Raw genomic sequence first — 18,952 nt, forward strand, 5'->3', positions numbered from 1 at the left:
TGTATGATAATTATCGTGAAAAACTATAAATTCAGTGTTCATGGTATTCTGCTCAGGTTGAGGAGCAATTGGATTAAAAAATTGCACAAAAAAACCGTCAAAATTTAATAAAATTTTAACCAAATTACCCTTGCATATAATTTTATGGCTTGTCTTAAATTTATATCTTTGTAATTCTTAAAAATCAGAAGGAAAATATGAGTTTATTCGATATGTTTACGCAAGAAATTGCGATAGACCTGGGGACTGCCAATACCCTCATCATCCATAATAATAAAATTGTTATAGATCAGCCGTCCATTGTAGCCATTGAACGTTCTACCGGAAGGCCTATTGCAGTGGGGGAGCAGGCAAAGCACATGCAGGGGAAAACTCATGAGGATATCAAGACCATCCGTCCATTGAAAGATGGGGTCATCGCTGATTTCCATGCTTCTGAGCATATGATCAAGGAATTCATCAAAAAAATTCCGGGTATTAAAGGCAAATTCATACAGCCGGCCCTCAGAATCGTGATCTGTATCCCTTCCGGAATCACTGAAGTGGAAAAAAGAGCGGTAAGGGATTCTGCACAGAAAGTAAATGCCAAAGAGGTTCGCCTGATCTATGAGCCGATGGCTGCGGCAATCGGGGTTGGGATCGACGTTCAGAAACCTGAAGGGAATATGATCATCGACATAGGTGGCGGTACTACTGAAATTGCCGTTGTAGCTTTGGGAGGTATTGTCTGCGATAAATCCGTAAAGATTGCCGGAGACGTATTCACCAATGATATTGCCTATTATCTGAGAACACACCATAACCTGTATATCGGGGAAAGAACAGCGGAAAGAATTAAAATTGAAGTAGGTTCAGCCGTTGAGGACCTTGATGTTGACATTGAAGATATCCCGGTACAGGGGAGGGACCTGATCACAGGAAAACCAAAAGAAATAATGGTTGGATATAAGGAAATTGCCCGTGCGCTTGATAAATCCATCATCAGGATTGAGGATGCGGTTATGGAAACGCTTTCCCTTACGCCACCGGAACTGGCAGCTGATATTTACAAAACAGGTATTTACCTTGCCGGCGGAGGAGCATTGCTGAGAGGTCTGGCAGACAGGCTGCACAAGAAAACCGGTCTTCCTGTTTTCGTGGCGGAAGATCCGTTGAGAGCAGTGGTTCGCGGAACGGGGATTGCCCTTAAGAATATGGATAAATTCAACTTCCTGATTAAATAATTTTAACTTTTACGACTCTTTATCGGAATGGGATTTTTGCTGAGATTATTTTCGAAGAATGCTCTGTTTGTCTTCTTTATATTTCTGCAGATTATTGCTCTGGTTCTGATATTCTCTAAAAACGCCATGCAGCAGTCCTGGATTGCGGGGCAGACGGCGGCATTCAATTCTTGGGTGTCCGGTTATATTGATGAAGGAGTTTCTTACCTGAAGCTGAAGCAGATCAATGAAGACCTGGTGACGCAGAATAAAGCGCTGATGACCCAGCTCTATGGGAAAGATGGTGCTCAGAAACCGGTCTTCAGAAAAGTTCACGATACACTCGGAGGAGGGCAGATCTATACTTTTGTTGATGGTGAGATTGTTTTCAACAGCATCAACAGGAGAAACAACTATTTTACGATCAACCGGGGAAAAAGAGATGGCGTATTTCCGCAGATGGGGGTTATTGCTCCTAAAGGAATTGCCGGGATCATTATTAATTCTACAGACAGCTATTCTCTTGCCCAATCTGTTTTAAGTGTGAACAAGATCAGGATCAATGCTGCCCTGAAAAATTCAGGTTACTTCGGGACATTAACCTGGAACGGAGATAACTCACGGGTCATGCACCTGGCAGATATTCCGAAATATGTGGCTGTTAAAGTCGGGGACTCTATTGTTACCGACGGAAAATCAGCTGTTTTTCCTAAGGGTGTGATGATCGGGACTATTGCCGGATACTCTGTAGACAATAAAACAGGTTTCTGGGATATTTCGGTGGAACTGAGTGAAAAGATGGGCGCTTTAAGCAAAGTATATGTTGTTAAAAACCTGAAGAAAGCTGAAGTGCAGAAAATTCAGGATACCATGCAGGCGGTAATAAAGAAAGAAAATGATTAGCAGGACATTATTTACGGATATTTTAATCATGGCTTTTCTTGTCGCACTACAGATTTTTGTGCTGAACAGGATTACGCTTTTCGGGAAGTATACTCCGGTAGTATACCCGGTATTCGTTATGTTCTATCCTTTCTTCAGAAATAAATTCCAGTTCCTGGCGCTGAGTTTCCTTATAGGGCTCAGTATTGATGCTTTTCTTTATTCTTGGGGGATCAATGCATTTGCGACCACATTAATTGCCTATTTCAGGACCCTGATCTTCAGGACCTCTACAGATACTTCTACGGATTTCTTTTCCTTCCAGTCCCTTCAGTGGGCGCAGTTTTTGCTGTTTTTATTTTCAAGCATATTTTTACACCAGCTTCTGGTACAGTATATAGAGTTCTTTAAGCTGAGCCGTTTTTTTGAGATATTATTCAATGTTGTAATCACGAGTGGAATTTCGTTTGTGTTCATCGTTATATATGCACTAATATTTAAAGTCAAGCAGAAAGTGTGAATACACGGTACTTAAAAATTTTTTCCGTCCTTATTGTTATTGCTATCATTTTTGTAGCACGGCTTTCCTATTTACAGCTTTTTACAGACCGGTATGCTCTCAATGCTGCCAATACATCCATAAAAATTGAATACATCATTCCGCAGAGAGGGGTTATTTTTGACAGGAATGGTAAAATTATGGTAGGCAACCAGCCTGCCTATGAAATCTCTTTTACCCAGGCGTTGATGAAGCCTGATTTTGATACGATGGCCTTCTGCAACCTGATGAAAATCAGCAAAACCGATTTCATCAACAGGGTTAACACCATCAAAAAAGAAAAATATTATTCCAAACTGACTCCGATGCCTTTCATTAAAGATCTCAGCAGGGAGGATATTGCCCGGGTACAGGAAATTATTTTCAAATATCCGGCGTTCAGTATTGTTTCCAGGCCTCAGCGCCAGTATGAGGTTTCAACTTCAGGAAATCTTCTGGGTTACACAAGTGAGGTCAACGAGCGTGATATTAAAAAAGATTCTACCTATTACCTTCCCGGAGACTTCATCGGTAAAACAGGGATCGAGAAATCTTATGAAAAGCAGCTTCGCGGAATCAAAGGGATGAAATACATCCAGAAAGATATCCGGCTAAGGAATATCGGCTCCTATAAAAACGGGTCTCTGGATAAAGATGTGGTTACCGGAAAAGATATTACACTAACCATTGATTATGATCTTCAGCGAATGGCCGAAGAGATGCTGGTGAATAAACACGGAGCCATTGTCGCGATTGATCCGAATACCGGGGAAATCCTGACCCTAGCCACCGGGCCGGACATAGACCCGAATGTCTTTACCGGGCCCAACAAATCTAAAAACTTGTACGCTTTATCAAAAGATACCCTGTATGAAAACAAGCCTACCTTTGACCGTTCATTACAGGCGGCTTATCCTCCAGGATCCACGTTTAAACTCCTGACCGCTCTGTCTGCCATGCAGATGGGAGTGATGGATGAAAATACCATATTTCCTTGTGGCGGAGGCTTCAGCTACCGAGGGTTAAGGATTAAAGGTCACGGAGGAGCAGATCCGCTGATTCCATCTATTCAGGTATCCAGCAACTGTTATTTTTCATATGCCTATCTCGCTATCCTGAATAAGTACCCGGGTAACCCATCCAAAGGCGTTGATGAATGGAAAGGCATCTTGAACAGCTTCGGCGTAGGGGAGTTCCTGAATAATGACCTGGCCGTAGGTGCCAAAGGAAGGATTCCTTCCGGCGAGTTCTATGAAAAAAGAATGAAGTCTATCCTGAAGGCAAGCGGTTCAAAAAAAGATTATAAAAACTGGGATCCACTGGCGACCGGTGCTGTGTTTAATGGAATGGGGCAGGGTGATGTCCTGGTAACTCCGCTTCAGCTGGCCAATTATGTTTCAGCCATTGCCAACAAGGGATGGTATTATACGCCACATATCGTGAAAGCCATTGATGGAAAGAAGAATCCGGATCCGAGATTCACCAAAAAACATAAAACGCTTGTTGACCCTAAACATTTCGATCCCGTACTGAAAGGAATGGAAGCTGTGGTCCTGCGGGGAACGGCGCATGGGCTGAAATCCAATGATTTTACCCAGCTGGCCAAAACGGGAACGGCACAGGTTCCTCAGGGGAAAGATAACTCCATTTTTGTTCTGATTGCCCCTGCTGACAAACCTAAGATCGTGGTTGCTGCCGTAATGGAGCATGCAGGCTTCGGAGCAACATGGGCAGGTCCGGCTTGTACGGTGATTGCAGAAAAATACATTACGGGAGACCTGAAGAGGGAACACCTGTACAAAAAGATGGTTACGTCCAGCTTCATGCCGGAATATAAGCGGCAGTGGATTTCCGATCTTAAGCGCAAAGGCCTGTATGTGGAGCCAAAAATGGATTCCGTTAAGCAGAAAAGGATTCAGGACAGCCTGAATTATATCAGACAGCAAAAAGCCAAACTGCAGAATGCGATCACTGACGAAACCAGGAATATTAAAAACACAAAACCGGCACAACGATGAAATGGATGGAAGGAATAGATAAATTGGGGCTCGGGCTGTACTTCCTGCTTTGCATATTCGCCATTGCCAACATTTACAGTGTAGACCAGAAACTGGGGGAAAAGCAGCTGATGTTTTTTTGTATTTCTGTATTTGTAGGTATTGTGATTTTTGTGGGAAGAAGCAAGTTCTTCGAAAATATGTCCGGGATTATTTACATCGGAGGCGTCCTTCTTTTGATTGGGTTGTTCCCTTTCGGTAAGGAAATCCTTGGACAGAAAAACTGGTATAAATTCGGGAGCTTTACCATGCAGCCGGTAGAATTTGCCAAAATAGGAACGGCGCTTATGCTTTCCAATTATGTATCCGGCCCCGAATTCAACCTCAGCAATAGAAGATCCCTCCTGACTTCCCTGGCTATTATCGGGATTCCCGCAGTGGTTGTACTGGCGATTCCGGATGTAGGATCAATGCTCGTATTCATTGCTTTTTTTATTGCCTTATACCGTGAAGGGCTGAATGGATTGCTATTCGCCATAGGATTTCTGTTTGCCTTCGTATTTCTTATTTCCCTGGCAGTGCCGCCTTTATATGTAGCAATTGCCATCGTTGCCGTGATAGGAGGCTGGATTGCGATGAATTATTATAAAATGTCTTGGAACATCATTTCCATTTCCGGGATTGCTGCATCGGTTTTAATTTTGTGCGGACTGGCATTCGGTTCTCCTTATATCCTGGAAAAGCTTCCGAAGCACCAGCGGGAAAGGATAGAGGTATTGTTTAAGGGGGAAAAAGCATTCCGGGATACTTCAGGATATAACCTTCTGTATTCTAAAACGGCCATCGGTTCCGGAGGGCTTTGGGGTAAAGGATACAGGGAAGGTTCCGTTACACAGGGGAAATTTGTTCCCGAACAGGAAACCGACTATATCTTCTGTACGGTAGGAGAAGAATGGGGCTTCATAGGAAGTGCCGTCCTGATCCTTTGTTATATGGTATACATCGGAAGGATTTACTATCTTGCCGAGAACCAGAAATCCTCATTTAACCGGGTTTTTGGGTATTGCTTTGCTTCCATCCTGCTGATGCACTTTTCCATCAATTTAGGAATGGTTATGGGGCTTTTTCCTACGGTTGGGATTCCGCTTCCTTATTTCAGTTACGGAGGGAGTTCATTGCTTGCCTTTTCCATGATGACCTTTATCTTTTTTAAACTGAATTATTCAGATAAGAACAGTCTGGTTTAAGCAGCCTGCAAGTAACTTAGTTTCATTTACAGTCATTATTGCCGATTTATCATGAAAGAATTTTACTTTTCAGATCAGGAATTTAAAAATATGGATGCATCGGAACTGTATAAAGGCGAATATGAACACTGTATTTTCCGGCAGGCTAATTTTGAATATGCAGATCTTTCAGGATTTCGTTTTAACAAGTGCCGGTTCATCCTCTGTAATTTAAGCCTTGCCAATCTATCCGGGGCCATTTTCAGCGAAGTTGTGTTTGATGAATGTAAGCTGCTCGGCCTTCGTTTTGATCAGTGCAATCAGCTGGCTCTGTCGGTGACCTTTAATTCCTGCCTGCTTCATAATGCCGTCTTTTATAAAGCGTCTCTAAAGAAGACTCAGTTTACAAATTCCAACCTTATGGAAGCTGATTTTTCCGAATGCGACTTGTCCGGAGCCGTATTTACAGACTGTGATCTTTCTGGAGCTGTTTTCGATGATACAAATCTTGAAAAAGCGGATCTGAGGACATCGGTCAACTACTCGATCAATCCGGCTGTAAACAGGCTTAAAAAGGCTAAATTTTCACTCTCCGGTATACCGGGTCTCCTGGATGTGCTGGATATCGAAATTGACCGTAATCATTAAATAATATTTCAGAATTATCCTCAGTAGCCCGAGCCCCGAGATTGATTCTGAATTACCCAGAAACAACATGAAGTTTTAATAAAGAAAAAAGCCATCACGATCTTGATGGCTTTATATGTAATTAATGGGTATCTCTAATTAAAAGTTGGTTCCGCTGTTCGCTGGCGTTACCGCAGCCAGGTTGCCGTTATAAGCGTCTCCGTTTTCATTGATGATCCTTTTACCGAATCTGTATTTCGGACCCCAGTACGAATCATTCAGAGAGGAAATCATGACTCCTTTGGATGTAGCAGCATGAATAAATTTCACTTCACCGTTTTCATCTACACTTTCTACGATCCCTACGTGAGAAATTCTTCTGCCGTGGGAAAAGAAAATCAAGTCACCTTTCTGCAGGTTTTCTTTTTCAATCTTCTCTCCTTCTTCAGCCTGGGAAGCGGCAACTCTTGGTAAGCTTAAGCCGGCCGCTGCACCGAATACGGAAAGTACGAATGCTGAACAGTCGATTCCGTTTCTGGTCATTCCACCGTATCGGTAAGGTGTTCCTATATAGGTAGCAGCCTCGGAAAGGATACCGTCGATTGTTTTATTATGCTTGATTACTTTGGCAATCGCAGAATTCTTAATGGAATTTTTAGCGTTGGCTAAACTGGCAGCTTTTTCTGCAAGAAAAGAATCAATAAGTCTTTGCTTGTCAAGTTCCATTTTCTTGGTGTCAAGAGAAGCCAGTTTGGCATCTGTTTTGTACTCTTTCGTGTAAGTTGCTGGTTTTGATACCACATAATTGGTTACACAAGATTGTAATGAAACGGTAGAAACAAAAGCAACTAAGTAAAACAAAACTCTTTTCTTCATATATATTTGATTATCCGTGTTAAAAAAGGATTATTTATTTTCAAAAGCAACACAAAAATATGTATTCCTTATAAAAGAGCTTAAATATGAGTATTTCTGCACTTTGTTTTTAACACATTTTAACATATTGCATTAGTATGTTAAAGAAAAATAAACCGCTTTAGGCTATTTTTAGCTTGTAAGCGGTTTTTTTTATTAAGATTCTTTAACAAAATTAATGTATTGGCTTTATCAGGAGTATTTTACATTAATTAAAGCCTGTTAATTATCATATTAAAGCAATAAAAAACTCTCCGGGCTTTCCGGAGAGCTAACTAATATGGAACTTTACAAACGTTATCTTGTAAATAACATTTCTCTGTACTTGGTCATTGGCCAAAGCTCATCATCCACCATCATTTCCAGTGCATCGGAAGCTTCACGGATCACGTCGAACAAAGGCTTAACCTGGTTGCAGTATGTTTCTGCCTGGGCCTGGCTGTCAGACGTTGCTTTTGCAGCCTCTCTGGCCTTGATCAGGTCTTCCACCCCTAATTTGATCGTTGCTACATTTTCTGAAATGCTGGTGATCAGGCTCATCTGTTCTTTAGCCAATGGCTTGAACTCAGAATCCCCGAAGATCTCCTTCAGTCCTTTTACGTTTTCAATCAACCTGTTCTGATAGTTCAGCGCAGACGGGATGATGTGGTTTCTGGCGATATCACTCAATACTCTCGCTTCAATATCAATAACCGTTGAATATTTTTCTAATTTGATTTCGTTTCTTGCTTCTACTTCTCTGTGTGTAAATACACCGATCTCCTCATACAGGTCAAGGAACTTCTGGTCCATTTCTTTTTTCAGGGCTTCAGGAGTAGTCTTAAGGTTATTAAGCCCTCTCTTTTCAGCTTCTTCCGCCCATTCGTCAGAATATCCGTCTCCTTCAAACATAATATTTTTACATTGCTTGATGTATTCTCTCAATACATTGAAGATGGCCTCATCTTTTTTCAGTCCGCTTTCAATCAGTGCATCCACTTCTTTTTTGAACTCAGTAAGCTGTTTTGCAGCGATGGTGTTCATTACCGTCATGGATTCTGCACAGTTGGCGGAAGATCCTACCGCTCTGATCTCAAATTTGTTTCCTGTGAACGCAAATGGGGATGTTCTGTTTCGGTCTGTATTGTCAAGAAGGATTTCCGGGATCTTTCCTACAACGTTTAATTTAAGGTCTGTTTTCTCTTCCGGAGAAAGTTTTCCGCTTTTTACTTTTTCAAGTTCTTCCAATACTCTGAACAGCTGGCTTCCGATAAATACCGAAATGATCGCCGGCGGAGCTTCGTTGGCTCCCAGCCTGTGGTCGTTGCTTGCCGAAGCAATACTCGCTCTTAAAAGGTCGGCATACTCATGAACGGCTTTAATCGTGTTCACGAAGAAAGTAAGGAACTGTAGGTTCTTCTTAGGGTTTTTTCCCGGGCTTAACAGGTTTTCTCCCGTATCGGTAGCCAGGGACCAGTTGTTATGCTTACCACTTCCGTTTACGCCTGCGAAAGGCTTTTCATGGAACAGGATATGGAAGTGGTGCCTGTGGGCAATTCTCGCCATAATGTCCATCAGCAAAGAATTGTGGTCTACCGCAACGTTAACTTCTTCAAACATCGGAGCCAGCTCGAACTGGTTAGGGGCTACTTCATTGTGTCTTGTCGTTACCGGGATTCCCAGTTTCATACATTCTACTTCAAGTTCCATCATGAAGTTCATCACCCGGGTAGGAATAGATCCGAAGTAGTGGTCATCCAGCTGCTGTCCTTTAGCAGGAGAGTGTCCCAAAAGGGTTTTTCCTGTAAGAACAAGGTCCGGGCGCGATTGGTATAAGGCAGAGTCAACAAGGAAATATTCCTGTTCCCAGCCTAATGTAGGGGTAACTTTGGTTACATTTTTGTCAAAATACTGCATTACTTCAGTTGCCGCTTCGTCTACGGCATTCAGAGCTCTTAAAAGAGGTGCTTTGTAATCCAGGGTTTCTCCTGTATAAGAAATGAAAATAGAAGGGATGCAAAGGGTTGTTCCCATAATGAATGCAGGGGAAGTAGGATCCCATGCCGTATATCCTCTTGCTTCAAAAGTATTTCTGATTCCTCCGTTAGGGAAAGAAGAGGCATCCGGCTCCTGCTGGATCAGCATACCTCCGCTGAATCTTTCAATGGCTCTACCGCCTTCAATAGGGCTGAAGAATGAATCGTGCTTTTCTGCCGTACTTCCGGTCAAAGGCTGAAACCAGTGCGTATAGTGCGTTACGCCTTTGCTCATGGCCCAGTCTTTCATGGCTACAGCTACCTGGTCTGCAATATGCCTCTGGATTTTCGTGCCTTTTTTAATGGCATCTATAATCGAGGTAAAGGCTTCTTTGGTCAGGTATTCCCTCATGGTTTCTTCCGAGAACACATTCTGGCAGAATAACTCTGATAATTTAGCAGGTACTTCAATAGAATTATCTCTTCTGAAGTCTTTGAAAGGTAAGGCTTCTAACGCTTTGAATCGTAAAGTTGACATATGGGTTTGATTTTTTATGGGGCAAATTTACAAAAAAAATGAATTGAAAATATTTTAGCCCTAAAAAATAAGGGGGTGTACAATGATTTTATGATATTTTAAGCTTTGTAGGGTGTTTCCAGAATGTGATCCACAGTTTGCTGCTTTTCTGTACACTAAATTGATCCATCATATATATATAAGGTATACTATAAATATATATGATAATAATGGTATGCTGACATCGTAATATTACATGATGTTTTTTAAAAATGTGGTATTCATGATATTACATTTGCGTGAATTGAATCTGTAACGGGTGCTTATGTTAAAGGGCTTATTAAAAGATACTTAAAATAAGTTAGACGAAGATTTTGTATATTTGTGTGAAATTTACAGTATGACAAATTCCAGAGCCAGAGAAACAACGGAAGCTATCGAACGTTTGTATATTTCTATGAGGCACCTCTTTTACAGAGGTTTTTTTAAACCTGCCGGTGTTTCGGGGGAGACCATCAGAAATTTGTTGAAAATCATTAATCCGGAAATTTACGGAAGCATGAACATTGCCAGTAAGCTGGAACTGAACGGTTTGATGTATGTGCTGGACAGGCTTCCTGAAGGCATTGAAGAATGCGCGTTCATCCACCTTACCTCAGATGAAGGTTTTGACAAAGGAAGTTTTGAACCGATTGTCCCTAAAAAAAGAAGGAGAAACTGCTACAGGATTGATGAGCATCAGATGAATATTGAAGTGTTGCTTGGCCGCTCCGAAATCTACGATATCCTTACTCACCTTACTTTCCTGTTCATAGAAGCGGATAAAATCAGGAATCTCGCCTTCATCCAGGAAGAGAACTGGAAACCGACCAGGGCATTCAAAATTATTGAAGAAGTGGTTAAAGGCGAAAAGAAATTCAGCAGAAAGGAAAAAGAAGTGGCATTGATCCATCTTTCATCTTTAATAGGAAGGACTTTCGACGAAACCCTGATGGCATACAACACCTTCGGGGACGATGATAATCCGGATCGTCTTTTCAAAATTATTTATAACCTGGGGAAAGTAAGCCTTGAAGATGCCAAACAGACCCGTGAGCGCGAAATTCATTTCAGCTCCATCCTGAGGGAGAGGGTAGGGCACCATTATTTCGGAGAAAAGTGGGCCAATAAAGTTAAGGAAGTCCTGTTTGATAATGATCTTCATATGCGTCCTCTGCACATCATTTCCGCTAATATGCATTCTGTGAAGAATGTACTGTATGCCAACAATGCGCTGAAGAAAAAGCAGCATCATGATATAGATTATAAACTGTACGAAGATATCTCCAATAAAAAGGACCTACGCGACAAAGTGCTGAAATATGCACTGGATGAAGGAATGATCTATATTGATGATAAAAGCGGAAGCAATATCGATGTACAGATTATCGACCTAAGCAAAACCGACTTGAAGAATACGCCGTTCAGCGACAGTAAGTTTGGCGGGGAAGATGTCGTACTGGTCTTCGACTATGCTTTCGGAGAGCAGGCATTTGAGGTAATGGATGAATTGCTGAGGCCTTTTGACCATAAAGGCGAAATCTACATGATGAAAGTGAAGTCTGTTTCCATCATGGGAAAAGCGGGTATCCTCGCCGGCGGCAAGGGAGATATCATGATCCCTACTTCGCATATCTTTGAAGGGACGGCAGATAATTATCCTTTTGAAAATGCTTTGTCCCTTGATGATTTTGAAGATGATGAGCTGCAGGCTTTTGAAGGATCCATGATTACCGTTCTGGGAACATCCCTGCAAAATCGTGATATCCTTTCCTATTTTATGAATACTTCGTGGAAGGCCATCGGACTGGAAATGGAGGGAGCACACTACCAGAAAGCGATTCAGGTCGCCTCAAAGATCAGGCATCACATCACTCCGGACCTGTTTGTCTGCTACGCCTATTATGCTTCAGATAATCCGCTGGAAACCGGAAGTACTCTGTCTTCAGGTGGTTTAGGACTTACCGGGGTGAAACCAACTTACCTGATTACCGTAAGGATTCTTGATAAAATCCTGAATGGAAACAGGAAAGCCATTAATAATGCTTAAACAGTATTTTAACTGATTATAAAAAGCCTCAAATGTTTATATTTGAGGCTTTTCAATGAATAATAATGAATATCAATTTTAATCGGATATAGCCTCGGATTATTATCTTAAAAAAATAAAGAAATGAGTTTAACGGTACAACTGGCTAAAAGATTCAGGGAAGTTCTCCTGGATGGCGTATGGATTGCCAATACGAATTTTAAAGATCAACTTTCAGGGGTAACATGGCAGCAGGCAACTGCGAAAATAGGTTCCTTAAATACCATAGCAATGCTTACTTTCCATATCGATTATTATATTGCAGGACTGGTCCATGTTTTTGAAGGCGGAAATCTGGAAATCAGGGATCAGTATAGTTTCGATCTTCCTCCGATCGAATCTCAGGATCAATGGAAGTGTCTTTTAACCAAACTCTGGGAAGATGCCGAGAAATTTGCTGCATTACTGGAGCAGATGCCGGATGCAAAAATGAATGAAGTTTTTGTAGATGAAAAATACGGATCTTATCTCAGGAATATTGAAGGGATGATTGAGCATTGCTATTATCATCTGGGACAGGTGACTTTGATCAGGAAGTTATTGAATGAATAATTATTACAAGTAGTGGATAATAAGAATACTTTTCTAAGCTTTATAGAGATTTCCTGTCCAGGCGTCTTATTTTAATTACTTATCTTTAGAAAAAATTAAAATTTTAAATGAAAAAGACGGTTACAATCCTTTTTGCGTTTATTATTGCTCAGTTTCAGGCCCAGCAGGGACCTTATTATCAGCAGACGGCAAAGTACACCATGGATATTGATGTAAATGCTGAAAAATTCACCTATCAGGGTAAACAGACCCTGGAATACACTAATAATTCTCCGGACGAACTTAAGGTCGTCTATTTCCATCTGTACTGGAATGCATTCAGGCCGAATTCAATGATGGACCAGAGGGTTGCCGGGCAGGGCAAAAACGGGGATTCAAGATTGCAGAAGGACGGTATTTCAAGGCTGGCTTCCATTCCGAAAGACCAGGAAGGAGCTCAGAATATCCACTGGATCAAACAGAACGGCAGGGAGCTGAAGTTTGAAATTCAGGAAACCATTATGAAAGTTTACCTTGCGGAACCCATCAGGCCGAAATCATCCGCTACATTTACCATGGACTGGGATGCGGTAATCCCGCAGCAGATCCGGAGGAGCGGAAGGAATAACAGGGAAGGCGTTGATATAACCATGACCCAATGGTACCCTAAGATCGCAGAATACGATTATGATGGTTGGGCAACATTTGATTATATCGGAAGAGAATTCCATGCCCCGTTTTCAGATTTTGATGTGACCATTAAGATCAATAAAGATTATGTCATCGGAGCAGGAGGGATTCTTGAAAACCCTTCTGAAGTAAAAGGATACGAGGCCGGTGCTAAAATCAAAGCCGAAAAGAATAAAGCAACCTGGAAGTGGACGGCAAAAAATATCCTGGACTTTGCCTGGGCGGCCGACCGGGATTATATTGTAAAAAGTTTTGATGTTCCCCAGGGACCGAAAGTCTTTCTGGTTTATCAGAACAACGATAAAACAAAAGTATGGGAACAGGCGCAGCCTTATATAACGAGATATTACCAGCTGATGAATGCCCGGTTCGGGAAATATGTATATCCGGCCTATGCCTTTATCCAGGGAGGTGACGGCGGAATGGAGTATGGCATGTGTACCATGATCCTGGGTGAGGCTAAGGATATCGAAGGATTGATGGGATTGATGGCTCATGAAGGAGCGCATTCCTGGTATCAGCAGATGCTCGCTACAAACGAATCTGTGCGTCCGTGGATGGATGAGGGCTTTACCAGTTATGCAGAAGATTATGTGATGAACCAGTTGTTTCCTCCTAAACAACCCCTTCCGAATCCGTTTGCCGATAAAGTCAATGCCTACAGGAATTTTGTTAAAAAAGGCATTGAAGAGCCGGCGGTGTGGCTGGGAGACCATCATGATAACGGAACAGCGTATACCTATGCGTCCTATATCAAAGGAGAATTGTACCTGGTTGAGCTCGGCTATATCATGGGAGAACAAAATCTGGCGGAAACGTTGAAGCAATATTACGATCAATGGGCTATGAAGCACCCTTCTGACCGGGATTTCCTGCATATTGCCCAAAAGGTTTCCGGAATGGACCTGAAATGGTTCCAGAACTACTGGATCAATACCACCAAAACCATTGATTACGGGATTAAGGATGTGAAATACGATGCAAAATCCACAACCATTACCCTGATCAATAACGGACAGGTTCCGATGCCGGTTGATTTCGGGATCATTACGAAGGACCGGAAGATGGTAACCTACCAGATTCCGGTGAACCTTACCCACACCTGGAAAGAAAAGGATATTTACGGAGATTTTAAGACGATGCCGTACTGGCCATGGACACAAAAGGAATATACTTTGACAATTCCTTACAGCAAAGATCAGCTTTCCGTCCTGGGAATTGATTTCAGCCAGAGGCTGGCCGATGTCAACATGGAAAATAATTTTGTGGAAGTACAGTAAAATGCTTCTGTAATTATATATGTAAAATCCCTGAAGAATTTATTCAGGGATTTTTTATTTAATACTGCCTGGCATAAGTCTTCTTTTCTGACAGGTATTCGGATTTTGATCCGTCACCTGTTCTGAACAGTGTTTTCAGGGTGTTTTTCTGTTTCGGTTTTGATGCATCCGGGAGAAAGCAGACAAAATGAAGGTGCGGTCCGTTGGTCCAGCCTGTATTCCCGCTGAGGGCGATCGGGTCTCCTTTTTTTACCTTATCACCAGCTTTTACTTTCACGCCGTTCTGCTTCAAATGGAAATACTGGGCGATTGTTCCGTCGGTATGCATGATGGAAACGTAATTGGCCTGGTTGGCGCAGCTGATGTTCGGGCAGCCGGTATTGCTGTCCTGTACGGCGTCAATCACAATGCCTTCCCTGGCGGCCATAATTTCCGTCCCTTCGGGCATCACAAAATCCAGTGAGTTTTCGTTCTGATGGGAGTATGTCCCGTTGTACCCCTGGTAAATATTAAATGATTTTCCTTTCCGGAAAGGAAGGTCATAGACGTATTCTGTATCATAGGTCTGTATGGTGGCATCTCCGGCTAATGTAAAGTAGTCCGGCATTTTCTTTAGTTTCCATCCTTTTTTCCTGTCAGTCACTACAAAAGATGCCACTTTATTCTTCATGGTATTCGGACGCAGGACCTGAATGGTTTTAAATGGATCTGCCATGCGTAAGTTTTCGAGTTCGGGCTGTCCTGTGAAGGCAACAGAAATGGGATAGGTTTCAATATTGTCTGCATAATAAAACACCGTATCCTTTTTGACTTCAAAATACATTTTGGCGGGTTTCTGGGAATACGCAATAAAGAACTGGCCCAAGAGAATCACAAAAAGAAGCTTTTTCATCATATCTGATAATCGTTTTTGCTAAACTAAAAGATTTTTCCTTAAACTGCAATGGCATTTTCGGGAAATTAATTTTACTTTTACCAAAGCATAGTTTTTAACATAGTATTGATGTTTCAGCAGTGTGCAGATACGGGAATATCAATAGAATTTTGAAACAAGATCAATGAATTCAATCGTAATCAACATAGGCAACAGCAATATCCGCTTCGGACTTTTTAACGGGGATAACTGTGATGTTTCGTGGGTGATCAATACCAAACCGTACCGGACGGCAGATGAACTTTATGTACAGATGCTGATGCTGTACCAGACATATAAAGTGGAACCGAAAGAGATCAGCAAAATCATTGTAGGCTCAGTGGTTCCGCAGCTGACTAAAGTCATGAGTTCGGCCATCCGGAAGATCCATGGGATGGTTCCTGTTATTGTAGACCGGACTACCCCTTCCGGTGTTCAGGCTAAATCCAAGCAGATGGGAACGGATATTTACGCCAATCTGGTCGCCGCGCATCACCTGTATCCGGACCGAAAGAAAATTGTCCTGGATTTCGGGACGGCCCTTACGGCAAGCTGTATCGCTGAAAGCGGGGAAACTTTAGGCGTGATCATTGCCCCGGGAATTGTTACCGCATTAAATTCCCTGATCAGCCATACGGCGCAGCTTCCGGAAATAGAATTGAAGAAACCCAAATCTGTCCTTGGCCTGGATACCGTAACCTGTATGCAGAGCGGAATGGTGTATGGCTTCCTGGGAATGGTAGAAGGTTTTATTGACCGTATCAACGATGAGGTTAAAGACGATTGCTTTGTAGTGGCAACAGGAGGTGTGTCCCATGTGTACAAGCCCCTGACGAATAAAATCCATGTCATGGACCGGTTGCATACCCTGAAAGGATTGTACTTTTTAGGGAAAGACCTGTAAAATTAGCAGGAATCATAATTTATCTGTTCTTTAGCTTAAAATTAACTTCGTTATATAAAAAGCAATGATGCAAAATTTCCCCCGAATAGAAACGGACCGGCTGATCTTATCTGAATTACAGGAAGATGATCTTCCATCGGTCGTTGAATACCTGCAACACGAAGAATTCTCCAAATACACTTCCAACATTCCTTTTCCCTATACAAAAGAAGATGCCGAATTCTGGTTAAAACTTACCAGGGAAGCTTTTGAGCAAAGGAAAGCTTTCACTTTTGCAATTCGGGATAAAAAAGGAATGATGATCGGGGCTATCGGTCTTCACAATCAGGGATCCGATAAAGCAGAACTGGGATACTGGATGGCAAAAGCGTTCTGGAATCAGGGATATATCACGGAAGCCGCAAAGGCTGTGGTTGAATTTGGATTTAATGAATTGAAATTCAATAAAATTTATGCTACTCATTTCCTGCACAATCCGTCTTCCGGAAAAGTAATGCAGAAAATTGGGATGGAACTTGAGGCCGTCTTAAAGCAGCACCTGAAAAAGGAAGGCAAATATTACGATATTCCGATGTACTCGATCTTTAAAAATAAAGATTAACTAACGCTTAGATCTAAAAAATTCCTTTACGATTGCGGAACATTCATTTTCCATGATTCCGGTGACGATTTCTGTCTTCGGGTGAAGCGAAAGATGCTTGTTGATGAAGCCACGCTGCTCGTCCCTGGCTCCGATCACCACCTTCGAGATCTGTGCCCAGGAAAGCGCTCCGGAACACATTACACAGGGTTCCAGCGTCACATACATCGTACAGTTCACCAGGTATTTGCCACCCAGGAAATTAGCCGCAGCGGTAATGGCTTGCATTTCAGCATGGGCGGTAACATCATTCAGGGCTTCGGTCAGGTTATGGGCTCTAGCAATCACCCGGTTGTTGGAAACAATCACACATCCTATCGGGACCTCATCTTTTTCCCGTGCGGTTTCGGCTTCGTGCAAAGCCATCTTCATATAATATTCGTCAGTGAACATTTAGTCTTCAATATTCATGGTTAAAGGCAGCTGAAAACGGAAACGGACCGGATCGCCGTTAATGTGTCCGGGCGTGAACTTTTCAGATAGCGAGTACAGAGCAATCTCGGCCTGCCGGTTAAAGGTGAAATTCTCTCCCTGTGCATGCACATTGCTGATGCTTCCGTCCCGCTCGACGATAAAGGCTACGTTGGCTTTAACCGTTTTGATTTCGGAATACACTCCTGCTGCGTAAAAGAGATGGCCCACTTCCTGCCGCAATGCATTGATACCTCCCGGATAATCCGCCGGCTGGTCTGTTGAGGAAGAAACTTTGACATGGCTGTCGGGTTTGGGAATTTTATTCTGGATCCTGTCGAGATCCTCTAAGTTTTTTACTTTCAGCAAAGCTCCAATCAGAGCAACGTTCTCTATGCTGTCCATTTTTCTCATGAACAACTGAAAATCACTTTTAATGCTTATTTTGTTGAGGGTACCGGTTTCTGCATCAAATTTTTTCCTGAATTCGGTATTCAGCATGACCCGGTGATGGTTATAAAAATCTTTGACACGCCTGAATTCCTCTTGTTGCTGGGAAAAGCAACAGGAAGCGATGCAGCAGAACAGCAGTATAAAAACAGATCTCATTCCGGGATATTTCATTCAAGTAAATGTACTTAAAAAAATCTTAATCCGGGCTACCTTTTCAGCTTTCGGAATAGGCATTCAGCGATTCCATAAGATGGCTGCGGATGTCATCGACTAAACATTTAGGTTCCAGAACCGTCACTTCTTTGCCATAGGATAAAATTTCCTGCATAAAATCATAGGTAGGATGGAGGAAGAATTCAAAGAACAGGTATTCAGGGGTTTCTTTTATGGCCTGCTGCGACTGGTGGAGCGGGAAACTCTTAATATACTCTCCCTGATGCCTGCTGCACCGGATCGCAATCCTTTGCGGCTTCTGTTCGGTAAGATTCATGACCCCGAAAGCATTTTTAAAATGTTCCCGGAAATTGTAATTGTATTTTTCCCGGAATTTATTTTTCAGTACGTCAAGGTAATTGATCCGGTCCAGGCCAAAGGACTTCAGCATTTTGTCCTTGGTATCAATGGCGATGAGGTACCATCGGTCCTTGGATTCTTTTAACGCTAACGGATGAACTTTGCGGGAAGTCATCAGCTTATTTTTGTAGTTGTAATGTTCAAAAGTCACCACCCTTTTGTTCCGGATGGCAAAGAACAAATCATAAAAATGTTCCACACCGGTAGGTTTCCGGGTTTCAAAAAATATGAAGTCAGAAAAATCCGGATGAAGGTTCAGGGCGTTGCTCACCTGAAAAGATTCCAGCAGCTTCTGGTTGTATTCGTCTACTTCCATAATGGGGCGGCTCTCAATATAGTAGCGGTTATCACCCTTCTTTTTATTATGGATGGAAAGATTGAACAGGTCGGAAATCTCCCTGATGTCACGCTGCAGCGTCCGGATGGAGTAACTTTTTATCCCTGCATCCTGAAATTCGAATGAATTCAGGAGGTAGTCTTCCAGCTGGGTGTAGGTAGCTGGCGCGCTTTCCAATCGTTTGATGATCAAAGCATATCGTGTTAAATAAAAGTCTTTTTTCATGCCGGTCT

Annotated in this window: 17 protein-coding genes; 11 read left to right on the top strand and 6 right to left on the bottom strand. The window is 42.3% G+C overall.

Features of this window, described 5'->3' with window-relative positions; all coding sequences use genetic code 11:
• Positions 1–197 precede the first annotated feature (197 nt).
• The 6 genes from CGB83_RS13665 to CGB83_RS13690 are packed head-to-tail and all read left to right on the top strand — an operon-like array spanning position 198 to position 6,493.
• A complete protein-coding gene (locus tag CGB83_RS13665) occupies positions 198–1,223 on the top strand; it encodes a rod shape-determining protein (RefSeq protein ID WP_027381028.1) in 1,026 nt (341 codons plus the stop codon).
• A 27-nt stretch (positions 1,224–1,250) separates the two neighbouring features.
• Positions 1,251–2,105 carry a rod shape-determining protein MreC gene (mreC, locus tag CGB83_RS13670; protein ID WP_100076298.1) on the top strand — a complete coding sequence of 285 codons (855 nt, stop codon included), beginning with the start codon at positions 1,251–1,253 and terminating at the stop codon, positions 2,103–2,105.
• The gene (locus CGB83_RS13675) at positions 2,098–2,604 is read left to right on the top strand and encodes a rod shape-determining protein MreD (RefSeq protein ID WP_100076299.1); all 507 of its coding nucleotides are present in this window, start codon (positions 2,098–2,100) and stop codon (positions 2,602–2,604) included. Before mreC ends, CGB83_RS13675 begins: the two co-directional genes overlap by 8 nt.
• Positions 2,601–4,640, top strand: a complete 2,040-nt coding sequence (locus CGB83_RS13680) for a peptidoglycan D,D-transpeptidase FtsI family protein (protein ID WP_100076300.1) — start codon at positions 2,601–2,603, stop codon at positions 4,638–4,640. Before CGB83_RS13675 ends, CGB83_RS13680 begins: the two co-directional genes overlap by 4 nt.
• Positions 4,637–5,866, top strand: a complete 1,230-nt coding sequence (gene rodA, locus CGB83_RS13685) for a rod shape-determining protein RodA (protein ID WP_100076301.1) — start codon at positions 4,637–4,639, stop codon at positions 5,864–5,866. The genes CGB83_RS13680 and rodA overlap by 4 nt, the downstream gene beginning before the upstream one ends.
• A 51-nt stretch (positions 5,867–5,917) precedes the next feature.
• Positions 5,918–6,493 carry a pentapeptide repeat-containing protein gene (locus CGB83_RS13690; protein WP_172954708.1) on the top strand — a complete coding sequence of 192 codons (576 nt, stop codon included), beginning with the start codon at positions 5,918–5,920 and terminating at the stop codon, positions 6,491–6,493.
• Positions 6,494–6,631: 138 nt separating this feature from the next.
• On the opposite strand, the gene CGB83_RS13695 is transcribed toward CGB83_RS13690, so the two are convergent.
• Entirely contained in the window at positions 6,632–7,348 is a 717-nt protein-coding gene (locus CGB83_RS13695; protein ID WP_100076303.1) for a C40 family peptidase, read from the bottom strand.
• Positions 7,349–7,684: 336 nt separating this feature from the next.
• Positions 7,685–9,880, bottom strand: coding sequence for a glutamine synthetase III family protein (locus CGB83_RS13700; protein WP_100076304.1), 2,196 nt, complete (start codon positions 9,878–9,880; stop codon positions 7,685–7,687).
• 379 nt (positions 9,881–10,259) lie between these two features.
• On the opposite strand from CGB83_RS13700, the gene CGB83_RS13705 reads away from it, so the two are divergent.
• From CGB83_RS13705 to CGB83_RS13715, 3 genes are all read left to right on the top strand, one after another.
• Positions 10,260–11,948: a DUF6909 family protein gene (locus tag CGB83_RS13705; RefSeq protein WP_100076305.1), complete on the top strand. Its 1,689-nt coding sequence runs from the start codon at positions 10,260–10,262 to the stop codon at positions 11,946–11,948.
• Positions 11,949–12,071: 123 nt separating this feature from the next.
• A complete protein-coding gene (locus tag CGB83_RS13710) occupies positions 12,072–12,539 on the top strand; it encodes a DUF1572 domain-containing protein (protein ID WP_100076306.1) in 468 nt (155 codons plus the stop codon).
• Positions 12,540–12,646: 107 nt separating this feature from the next.
• Positions 12,647–14,488, top strand: a complete 1,842-nt coding sequence (locus tag CGB83_RS13715) for a M1 family metallopeptidase (RefSeq protein ID WP_100076307.1) — start codon at positions 12,647–12,649, stop codon at positions 14,486–14,488.
• 58 nt (positions 14,489–14,546) lie between these two features.
• Here the strand turns inward: CGB83_RS13715 and CGB83_RS13720 are convergent, their stop codons facing one another.
• Positions 14,547–15,383, bottom strand: a complete 837-nt coding sequence (locus CGB83_RS13720) for a M23 family metallopeptidase (RefSeq protein ID WP_269467126.1) — start codon at positions 15,381–15,383, stop codon at positions 14,547–14,549.
• Positions 15,384–15,546: 163 nt separating this feature from the next.
• On the opposite strand from CGB83_RS13720, the gene CGB83_RS13725 reads away from it, so the two are divergent.
• Both CGB83_RS13725 and CGB83_RS13730 read left to right on the top strand, forming a co-directional pair.
• Positions 15,547–16,305, top strand: a complete 759-nt coding sequence (locus tag CGB83_RS13725) for a type III pantothenate kinase (protein ID WP_100076308.1) — start codon at positions 15,547–15,549, stop codon at positions 16,303–16,305.
• Positions 16,306–16,369: 64 nt separating this feature from the next.
• Entirely contained in the window at positions 16,370–16,906 is a 537-nt protein-coding gene (locus tag CGB83_RS13730; protein ID WP_228419933.1) for a GNAT family N-acetyltransferase, read from the top strand.
• Here CGB83_RS13730 and CGB83_RS13735 read toward each other — a convergent pair whose 3' ends face one another.
• Genes CGB83_RS13735 through CGB83_RS13745 form a run of 3 tightly spaced genes read right to left on the bottom strand, consistent with a single transcriptional unit; the run spans position 16,907 to position 18,944 of the window.
• Entirely contained in the window at positions 16,907–17,338 is a 432-nt protein-coding gene (locus tag CGB83_RS13735) for a nucleoside deaminase (protein ID WP_100076310.1), read from the bottom strand.
• Positions 17,339–17,965: an energy transducer TonB gene (locus CGB83_RS13740; RefSeq protein ID WP_228419934.1), complete on the bottom strand. Its 627-nt coding sequence runs from the start codon at positions 17,963–17,965 to the stop codon at positions 17,339–17,341.
• A 58-nt stretch (positions 17,966–18,023) separates the two neighbouring features.
• Positions 18,024–18,944 carry a helix-turn-helix transcriptional regulator gene (locus CGB83_RS13745; RefSeq protein ID WP_100077598.1) on the bottom strand — a complete coding sequence of 307 codons (921 nt, stop codon included), beginning with the start codon at positions 18,942–18,944 and terminating at the stop codon, positions 18,024–18,026.
• Positions 18,945–18,952 lie beyond the last annotated feature (8 nt).

It is taken from the genome of Chryseobacterium camelliae (assembly GCF_002770595.1).
In the GTDB taxonomy this organism is placed as follows: Bacteria; Bacteroidota; Bacteroidia; order Flavobacteriales; family Weeksellaceae; genus Chryseobacterium; species Chryseobacterium camelliae.